Source organism: Endozoicomonas sp. YOMI1 (assembly GCF_024606345.1).
Classification (GTDB): Bacteria; Pseudomonadota; Gammaproteobacteria; order Pseudomonadales; family Endozoicomonadaceae; genus Endozoicomonas.
Genome location: NZ_JAHHPM010000573.1, coordinates 1 through 9,783 on the forward strand (window position 1 = coordinate 1; position 9,783 = coordinate 9,783).

The following is a 9,783-nucleotide window of genomic DNA, read 5'->3' on the forward strand; positions in this document are numbered from 1 at the left end:
CGCAGTCAAAAAACCGGGACGTCCCAGAAAATACGGCACCAGGATGACAGCCGAGAAGGTAGAGAAACTCCCTTAGAGAAAAACCGGCAATAAAAGCGAACCTGAAAAAATGGTTCGCTGATACCGGCTTGTTATTTTATCGGAACCTGACCAATCTTTCGTGTCATGAAAAGTCTAAAGTCGAGATGAAATATAAGATAAATAATAATTATATGGCAGGCAGGAGAAGGGCAAGGTTCTCTTGCTGAAATAAAATTGCTGTTTACGGAATAAGAACAAACCGGTTTATGCCGGTTAGTCAATTATGGTTTCTTGCAGCTGAGTTTCAAAGTCATCCCAGTCCATAGTTGTAGTGCTGATGATTTCCAGGCGGCTGTCCGGAGTTTCTTCGATCGCTATTACACTGACGATGCCATCTTGCATATTAAAACCTTTCACCCCCTGGTCTGTTTTTGCCACTGCTTTTAACCGCTGGGCAGTTTGCGAGTGAATCAGTGAGAACAGCCGGTCAAATGAAAACGAAGCGCTTTCAGAAAACAGCCAGCCACAGCTGAAATGATTCTGGCCTTTATTTTCCTTACGGAGAAAAAGCTGGCCTTCAGGCAGGCTCATTGGTTTGGTGTTCTGTTGCTTATCGGGGCTCCTGTGGTGTGCATGGTGTGCTTTGGGGTTAACCGCCATACGATCACGGCGAGGAAGATCCAGCCACGCTACGGATAATGCACCCTGTTTTACCCAGGCCGTTTCTGGTTTTGGCTCCGGCAGCTGGTCTGCAAACTGCTCAAAACGTCTCCGGTCATCCTCGCAGGATAAGTCAGTTTTGTTGGCTACCAGTACATCGGCCAGATGAATCTGATCCCGAAAATTGTCATTCTCCAGGTATCGGGAATCTTCAAGGTTCCGGGGATCCACAAGGCAGATACTGGCTTCCAGGCTCAGAACCTCCTGATAATACTCTCCCTGAAGGGTGTTAATAATTTCCTGGGGATGTCCCAACCCTGTGGGCTCAATCAGCAGCCGGTCCGGTTTGCTGCGGGCAATCAGCATATTAAGGCCAATCTGCATGGGTAGCCCGGCCACGCAGCACATACAGCCACCGGGCACTTCTCGCACGACGACATCATTACGTGCCGAAGCCCCCTGTAACAGGGTGCCATCAATACCGACTTCTCCAAACTCATTGACCAGCACAGCCCAGGTTTCGTAGTCGGGTTTCTGGCTGAGTAAGTGAACAATGGCAGTGGTTTTACCGGAGCCCAGGAAGCCGGTGATCAAATTGGCAGGAATTTTTTTCTGCATTGTAATAACAGCCTTGCAATTTTCGGAAGTGTAGCAGCCTGTCAGGGATTCTAAAAATAAGGTGCGAAAGGTCAGGAAGGGTGAACAGGTACCAGTTAATGTTAACTGTGGCCATGGCGGATGATCAGTGTTTCAGAAAATCCTTGCACTCATGAACTGCACCGCTACCAAAATGATCCTTGACACAAGGCAGTTTTTTACAGATTTTAAATAAACCGTCGGACTCTATTTGAGAATGGAGTGCAAGTATAGTTTTATTAACTTTCTGCTTTGATTTTGGGTTGTAGCAGCCTTCCCCCATCCAGGACGGTAAATAATGTTTTTCTTGCCATTGGGCCCATTTACACTCACTGGAGTCATTGGGGTTTGGTGCAGCGGTACTTGCCTGCAGAAGTTGAGGTGTTGGCAAGTGAATAAATTGGTTGTTATGTCTGCAAGTTAGCTTTTTGCAAAAGCGCTTTCTTATTTACAGGAAGTGCTATCTTAATTGCCCAGAAGCTTATCGATCAGCCTGGTGTTTCTGATCATGAGTTCCTGAAAACAAAACAGGACTTCTTACAATGGTTAACATCGATTTAAAATCTGGAAATTGTTGCCTCCGGCATCGTTCACCATGCTCAGGTGGGGAGTGGAAAGACGCTGGAGGGGCTTTCGGGCGAAAAATAGTATTAAAAACAGATGCAGAAGCACATGTTGTTAAAGAGAAAGAGATCGAAGTGCAAAGTGATATTGAAAAAGAGCTTTTTTCAAAGAAAATTATCTATAGAACCTTTGATAGACTACAAGGGCAAAAAATAAAACCCGCTTTTCGAGATAAACTGAATGAATTTAAAAAAGACCTTTGTGTTTTTGATGATAATCTGGCCGATCTGGTGGGGAGTAAGCTTCGGCCTTTCCGAATTACAATGATGCCAAATGAAGAAAATGGTAAAAAATACAAGGAGGCGATGAAGGCAGCTGTTGATGCTGTTATTGCTGATATTAAAGATACCTATGAAGAGTGGGTCGTTGAAGGCCTGGAAACGGTATCCTCCGATATTGATGAGTTGGATCCTTATTTCTTTGCACTCATGCTGCAACGAATAGATGAGGGGCGGCAGAGTCTGCCTGATGAGGATAGTTTTTTTGTCAATCCTGAGCTGATTGACAAGTATCCGGAAAAATATCAGATACAGCGTATAGGAATGCAGGTAAGCCAATGGTTGTTTGGCGTAGCGATCGTTGCTGCAAGCTCATACAACCCGGGGTCTAGAGGGGTTATGCAGATGGATAAAGGAGATTCCAGCAAACTCTTTAATTTGCTGATATGTACAGCAATGAACCGGGACAATATCAGTCGGGATGATGCTATTACAAGAATTCTATCTCAGCCGGAATTCGTCACGCAGTTAAATAATGGTCATGAGCCTAAATTCGACGGATCTATTCTGGGGGATTTTGAAAGCAGTGGAAAAGTCCTTTATATGTCAGCAATAGCATTAGCCAATCGGTTTCATCTTAGTGAATACGCGGGTATGGCAGCGGCCATGTTTTTAGTAAAAGTCCAAAGAGCTGTTTGCTCCTTACCTGAATGTTTTTCTCAGGTTTTTTATCGTCATGCAGGTCGATAATAAACAACTGATTCAGCAGCGTACCGTTTTTTGCAGCCGATGATGTGGTAGCCGCCAAAACGGCTATCCAGATGACACAAACCGTCGAACTGGCGTTTTTCAATGAAATACACCTTTGAACTTTTATATCACGTAATGGCCAATAACTCTCCATCATCAATACTCTGCCCAAGCCTGAGTTCTTTAAACCTTGCCCGGAGTTCATTAAGTAATGCCCCACGTCTCTGCGTTGTCTGGTTTATTGATGGGGCGGGGTTATCCTCACGGTTATTGCTTCCTCCATCGTTACGCGGAATGCTTATGGCCTCCACGTTAATGTTATTGTGAGCCTCTTCCATTAATTCTTTTTGTTTTTTTTCATAAGCTCTTCTTGCTTCTTAAAACGCTGTTTTTCTGGTTTACTCGCATCAAATTCTTCCGCTGCGAGACATACAGTTAGAGCAAAAAACCCAACAACACCAGCAGCTGGTATGGCTACGGGCCAACTTAAACCTCCGATGACAGCTATAGTTGCAGCAGAAGATCCACTGCAAAATCAAAAATGGTAGCTCAGTATATTTTGTTTCGATTTTTGTGATCAGATTACCAAACATGGATTCTTCCAACATATAGTTAATCTCTTGTTTAACTGACTCCGTATCTCTAATCTGTTCTCTCCACCTGCTTCCGGGAAATGCTGTTTTACCAAAATCTTTAACCCGGGATTCGCGCTCCGGATCTGGTAATCTGCCATTGTTTTCTATATAAAAGCCAGTAATTATTGATTTTCATCGCTGTTGCTGGCCAAAGCGCCGTTCAGTTAACCAGCTCCATTACCACCCGGATTGCTTTAAACCGAATGTCTTCCCTGATAGCGTCTGAAAGCCTGCGACCAACGATATTATTCATTACTACCTCACCTCTGAGGCGAGCAGTGATAGCATACGACGGTAGCTACTTATAACGGCCAAAGATCAATAAGTTGATAAGTGGTCAGTCAGGAGAAACCGTTTATCAATCGTTTTATTATGATTTTTTTATTCTTGTGCAGATTATTTGCTTAAATTGGCAAGCAAACTTTATTCTTAACCTGCTTCAAGGAAATGTTGTTGTGAATACTGTTTGTCATTTTTTAATTCTCATGTCATGAAAAATAAAACTGATAGTCAGGTATAAAAAATACTATGGGTATTACTGGCGCAGCTTCAGGTAATGAAGTTCAGCACCAACAGGCTATTGATCCTACTGCTGACACTCTGAAGCCAACATCTTTACAAGCCTCTCCTGAGGCTAAAGGGTTTACCGGAACCAGGGAAGTTATAAAGGCGAATGCGGATACCATTGTTAGCTGTCAAACGGAACCGATCGAGGAACTCGTACTCCAGAGTGACAGTAAAGCCATATCGCAAAGAGAAGTGACTCAATCCGGGTGTAAAGAATTCTTATTGGGTAAAAAACCAGACGAAACCATTGAGGGGATATGTGCAGGAACTTGCCTGACACTTATTGGGCTGGCATTCTTGATTGTTACAGGTAGTGGTATTGTAAACTTGAAAGAGAGTCCTGCATCAGTAGTTGCCAATGCCAGCCAGTTCAATTCAACACCCCCCTCAAATTTAACTTTTGATAAATACATTACCGGATTATTGCAGCATGCTATATCTGCTTCCTCAGCTCCAGATACTGATGACTCTTTTATTATTTTAGGAATATTACCTGAACTGGTTTTTATCACTGTGGGTGTTGCAATTATTTTATTGACACGCTTCTTTTGTACAGGCAATGATGCCAAAAAAACGGATAAAGATCAGAACAGAGAAATACTGAATTTAGAAGCTGGGACTTCGGAAATCAGTAATTTGAAATCCTATTTTGAAGACGGGGATGAAGGTGAATATGTTCCAGTGCCGGATTTGAGTCATAAGAAGAAACAAGTCAGGAATCCTGTTGAAAAAATGCCTGCTGTCAGTGAGGGTGTGGCAGGTCCTTCCGGGACACGCTTTATTACTGAAGCCCAAATAAATCCTAAATTCTAGCCAGAGATGAAGATACAGTCAGGCAATCTATTAATAATATGGTTGCTGGTCATGTTAGCCCTGAAAAGAGAGAACGGTTGGTTCAGACACTTGCGGAGGTTATCAATACCTTTCCAGTAAACCCGCCGGGCGATCGGGTTTTCAGGGAGACCGCCGTGTAATGTATTTCCTGATTGTGGGATGCTGTCACTGGAAATAACGCTCACCGGGCAAATGTAAACCCGATCTCCGGTATGCATTCCCACGCAGAGCGTGGGAACGAGGGAGGCCGCTTGTGCTTTTGCGGCCAGCAGCCAGCAGCCAGCAGCCAGCAGCCCAGCGAGCTTAACAAGTCCCAGCCAAATGCGGAACTTACTCCGAGACAATTCCTTATTAAAATGTCTATTAAATTACGGTTCCTAAGCCTCTTCCCGAACAAAAACGACAATGGACAAAGGCGGTATCCGTAATTGACGGTTGGAGGATGTAGGGTAACCCTCTGGAAAAGCCTGCTGCAAAAAGGGGTGAAGTGAATAAGTACCACTTTCAGATTCGGGCAGCTCGAAAGTCATTTTGTCACCTGAAGGGTTCACAGCAACAATGATCACCTCATACTGGCCATCAATACTCTGAAATGGTGCCTCATCGCTGATGCGCTGAACAATCAAACCCGGAATCTGGTCTGGCCCGGTGTTCAGATAAGTAATCCGATCAATAACGTCCTGCTCTGTCTTGAGGCGAAATAGAGCAGAACTTTTACGAATTTTCAGCATGTTTTGAAAATAGGCATCTGCGGCAGCTATATTCTCCTTATCCGGTCGAGTAGTGCTATCTGAGATGATCTCTTTAATCAGATTCCAGTTCGCTCCGTCCTTATCTGCTCTTGGTAAGCCCTGATTCCAATAGTTATCTTCGTCGTCAGGCATCCGGTTATACCAGTCGCCGGAATCGTAACTGTCTCTTTCCATGGATTTCGAGCGCAACCGTTCGGAGCCGGCATGAATAAAGGGAACACCCTGGCTTAACAGCGTGATGCCCAGCGCCAGATTATGAAGCTTGACACGGTTGGCCGTAGGCATACCTTTAGGAAGCTTGTACATCAGGATATCCCACAGGGTTTGGTTGTCATGCTTTGAGACGTAGTTGATCACTTCCTGTGGGTCGAGGCTATAACCGGCGGGAGCACCGTTATAGTCAAAATCAAAACCGTAACGAAGGGTGCCGTGACAATCAACGAAACGGAAGTTTTTCAGATTGGCGGCCATACCCAGGCGGATGATATCCGTATGGGCGCACAGAGCAGCCTTTGTCTCTGCTGTTTTTTCGTTTGGGTGATAATGGAGTCCTGAGGCATAGCCCTGGGTTTGCCGCAGAGCATCGCCCTGATCAAAAGGGCTGCCACCACGAATCCGGTCTCTCATCCGGTCAGTGAACGTGCCTACTCCTGTTCCGGCCATATTCAGCTGATTGGCGTTAATGCCTCTGGCATTGCCAGCGACTTCACCAAACTCCCAGCCTTCACCATAAAAATAGATACCGGGGTTAATGGCTTTAACTGCCACCAGTGCTTTGTCAATATTGCGCTTGAGATGATGCCCCATCAAGTCGAACCGAAACGCATCCACTTTGTAGTCTTTAACCCAGACCTTGAGAGAGTCAATCATGAGTTTCTCCATCATGTCGAACTCAGAGGCGGTATTTGAACAGCAAGTTGAGTTTTCAACGATGCCGCTGTCGGGGTTTAATCGCTGGTAATACCAGGGGACAATTCGATCCAGCACAGAATGGTTGCTAACACCGTGGGCATGAGTGTGGTTATAAACAACATCCATTACCACGCCCAGCTTTGCAGCTTTCAAGGCTTTCACCATTTCCCGGAATTCAATGATTCGCGTGATCCCGTCTGGATCAGTGGCATAGCTGCCCTCAGGAACGGTGTAATGCAGGGGGTCATAGCCCCAGTTAAAGCTGTCGATAGGGCGGATGTGTTGGTAGAGGTATTGAGCCCGGTCTGTTTCAGGACCAAGGGATTGCAGATAAGCTTGAATGGTTTGGCCTGACTGCGGGTTGCTACAAAAAGTGCGGAAGTAGCCGGTATCAGCCTTTACTTCCTTTCTGGCGCACAGTTGCTCCATAGTCTGGGAAATATCAATCCGATTCGCCGGGACTTCATCAACGGTGGCGATATCAAAAGCTGGCAGCAAGTGTATATGGGTCAGGCCTGCAGCTTGCAATTGTTGCAAATGGGTGTTGGCGTTAGCTTCAGTAAAGGCCTTGAATTTGCCAGGATTGGTCAAGCCGGAGGTGTTAATGCTGTAATCCCGGATATGGGTTTCATAAAGCACCATATCTTCAGGGTCTTGTTGGGAATAGTGGACACTATCCCAACCCTCAGGCTTAAGCGATGGGTCGTTGAGGTTAACGACCTGAGAGTATTGACTGTTAGTCGATAAACTCAGGGAATACGGGTCAGTCACTTCATAAGTTTCGATCTTGTCTGTTTGAGGATGGAAGACAGTCACCTCATAGCGATAAAAAGATCGGTCATAATCCTTATTGTCAGCTCTGTAGCTCCAGACACCAGCAGCACTTTCAATCATGTCAAACTTACGGTCGGTTGTTTTGCTTGCAGAAGTTGTCACCAGGCGCACATTCCGGGCAGTAGGCGCCCAGAGTGTAAAATCGATACCGGAGTCACCCACAATGGCACCTAATTCACCGTTGTACTTATACAACTCATCAAGCAAGCCCTGAACCTGAACCTTTGTAGCGTATTTGGGCTGTTCTCCTTTATAGGCCACCGCCAGCAATTGACCCTTCAGGGCTTTTTTAATGATTGCAAGATCGGCAGAAACAGTAAGAGGGCTGCGATTCATCAGGTGGGGGAGTTTCTCTCGCACACTGTTGTTGATTTTGCCGCCTTTGGCAAGTGAAATAGTTTGATATTTTCCGGATATATTACCCTTCGCCAGCGTAATGTCGGCGTCGTCTGAATACAGTAGCTCTGCTCTATCAACATCCGAACCGCTGCCTTCAGTCCAGAGCAGGGTGGCAGAGGAAACCCAGTGCGCCTTTGCACCATCAACAATCAGAGGAGGGCCATCCAGTGGCGTCGGTGAAATCAGGTTGTAACCACTGTAGGTATAGGCCAATTGACCATCGGTATCAGAAAAACGCCAGGCCATGTCACCACCAAGGTCTTTTTCGTTGCCTTTGTGCACAATAAAATTCAGGCAGTCATCCTGCACCTTGGAAAAAGTGTCAGAAAGTGGTATCCGATAGAGCGCGCCATAAGTCTGGGTAATACTTTCTGGCATCCAGGGCCGGTTCCAGTCGGTATCTGTTTTGCCAAAAGCCTTGCAGTTGTCGTTATTGAACAGATGCAGCCCCCAGCCCTGGTAAATACCGTCCGGGCGTTGGTAATAAAGGATGGCTTCTTTGTCGGCAGGTTTACCGGGAGTCTCCTCAAAAACATGCACCGATGCTACTTCACTGGTGAATCGATAAGTCTGTTTTGCCGCGCTGGCTTCAAGCTTAACCGAAAAATCCCCGGTTTCATTGGCCGGGAATCGCCCGCTTAACTGACAGATTTCTCTGGCAGAAAGCTGTTCAGTACAAGTGTTTGCCGTGATTTTTACCCCCGTAGGCGTCACCTGAAAGTCAGGGAGTGTCGTTTTTGACAATGACCTGACCAGCCAGGTCACGGTTGCTTCTTCACCTTTCAGCAGCTTTTCCGGTAAGGACTGTGTTGCAATGATTTCCACCAACCCGGCGGCATGCAAATGATTGGTCAGAACCAGAGCCGGAACCAGAAGTTTTGTCGCAATATTCATAACCGAGATTCCATCAGGGATACTGGGGATTCAAAAACGCCATGTCAGGCGGGCCTCATACAGATGGAAGGCCAGCGTATCGTCCACCCTGACGCCTTTGTGTTCAAGCTCGCCCATCTGGTTATAACTAACGCCTAAACGAACTTGATAGTCCTGCCAGGGAATTTCATAGCCTCCGGATAGCAGCCCAAAAAAACCATGCTGGTCGCTTTGCCAGTTTTTAAATCGATCTTGCAGGTCAAAACCGGCTTGTTTTAACGTTCGATCATCGTCAAGGCTTCTGGTTAATGCAGTCCCTCCTCCCAATTGGGCAAACCACACACCATTATCCCAGGGATGCTCACTGGCAAAGGATGTTCCAGGCAATAGAAAAGGTAAAATACCAATGGCAAACACCGTCATGTCTACTGTTGCATAATATGCAAAATAGTTGTTTTTGCCGCTTATCATAGGTGGTACCAGACCTGTTGTGTGAAGGGGTAAAGTTGGAGAAGATCTACAATATTTGTACGTTCTAAGTCGTACATAACTTGGAGCATAGTAGGAAAGTGTAGTTTATATCTGAAGCGGTTTTAGTTTTTTGGACACTCAAACCCGGTTAGGCATTTTTGACTTGAATTCAGGTTGATTCAATTTTGATTTATTCGATTCCCTTATAAGGGCGGCAGCTTGCTTACCAGCTATTCTTGCTTGTTCTTGATCACCGGTATTCTTGAAAACTTCCTTGTAAGCCTTATTATAAGCCTTTTTGTAAGCCTTCATGGAAGCTTTCCGTTTCTCGGACTGCTCGTAAGTTTTCCGGGTAGCCTTCCGTTTCTCGGACTGCTGGTAAGCCTTCTGATAAGCCTTCTGGTAAGCCTTCCGTTTCTCGGACTGCTCGTAGGCCTTCCCTTTCTCGGACTCACGGTAAGCCTTCCGGGAAGCCTTCCGTTTCTCGGACTGCTCGTAAGCCTTCCCTTTCTCGGACTCACGGTAAGCCTTCCGGGAAGCCCTCCCTTTCTCGGACTCACGGTAAGCCTTCCGGGTAGCCTTCCCTTTCTCGGACTG

The 9,783-nt window shown here is 46.0% G+C and carries 8 protein-coding genes; 2 read left to right on the forward strand and 6 right to left on the reverse strand.

Annotated features, from left to right (window positions below; all coding sequences use genetic code 11):
- Positions 1 to 294 precede the first annotated feature (294 nt).
- Entirely contained in the window at positions 295 to 1,299 is a 1,005-nt protein-coding gene (locus KDK15_RS20125; protein WP_257297186.1) for a GTP-binding protein, read from the reverse strand.
- A 560-nt stretch (positions 1,300 to 1,859) separates the two neighbouring features.
- On the opposite strand from KDK15_RS20125, the gene KDK15_RS20130 reads away from it, so the two are divergent.
- Positions 1,860 to 2,909, forward strand: coding sequence for a hypothetical protein (locus KDK15_RS20130; protein WP_257297187.1), 1,050 nt, complete (start codon positions 1,860 to 1,862; stop codon positions 2,907 to 2,909).
- A 128-nt stretch (positions 2,910 to 3,037) separates the two neighbouring features.
- Here the strand turns inward: KDK15_RS20130 and KDK15_RS20135 are convergent, their stop codons facing one another.
- Entirely contained in the window at positions 3,038 to 3,247 is a 210-nt protein-coding gene (locus KDK15_RS20135) for a hypothetical protein (RefSeq protein ID WP_257297188.1), read from the reverse strand.
- 825 nt (positions 3,248 to 4,072) lie between these two features.
- On the opposite strand from KDK15_RS20135, the gene KDK15_RS20140 reads away from it, so the two are divergent.
- Complete coding sequence (locus KDK15_RS20140) at positions 4,073 to 4,924, forward strand: hypothetical protein (RefSeq protein ID WP_257297189.1); 852 nt, start codon at positions 4,073 to 4,075, stop codon at positions 4,922 to 4,924.
- On the opposite strand, the gene KDK15_RS20145 is transcribed toward KDK15_RS20140, so the two are convergent.
- From KDK15_RS20145 to KDK15_RS20160, 4 genes are all read right to left on the reverse strand, one after another.
- On the reverse strand, positions 4,921 to 5,289 hold the full coding sequence (locus KDK15_RS20145) for a hypothetical protein (protein WP_257297190.1): 369 nt from the start codon (positions 5,287 to 5,289) through the stop codon (positions 4,921 to 4,923). The genes KDK15_RS20140 and KDK15_RS20145 overlap by 4 nt on opposite strands.
- Before the next feature lie 33 nt (positions 5,290 to 5,322).
- The gene (gene pulA, locus KDK15_RS20150; protein WP_257297191.1) at positions 5,323 to 8,736 is read right to left on the reverse strand and encodes a pullulanase-type alpha-1,6-glucosidase; all 3,414 of its coding nucleotides are present in this window, start codon (positions 8,734 to 8,736) and stop codon (positions 5,323 to 5,325) included.
- A 30-nt stretch (positions 8,737 to 8,766) separates the two neighbouring features.
- A complete protein-coding gene (locus KDK15_RS20155) occupies positions 8,767 to 9,186 on the reverse strand; it encodes a hypothetical protein (protein WP_257297192.1) in 420 nt (139 codons plus the stop codon).
- A gap of 138 nt (positions 9,187 to 9,324) precedes the next feature.
- A partial coding sequence (locus KDK15_RS20160) for a hypothetical protein (protein ID WP_257297193.1) occupies positions 9,325 to 9,783 on the reverse strand: 459 nt, incomplete at its 5' end.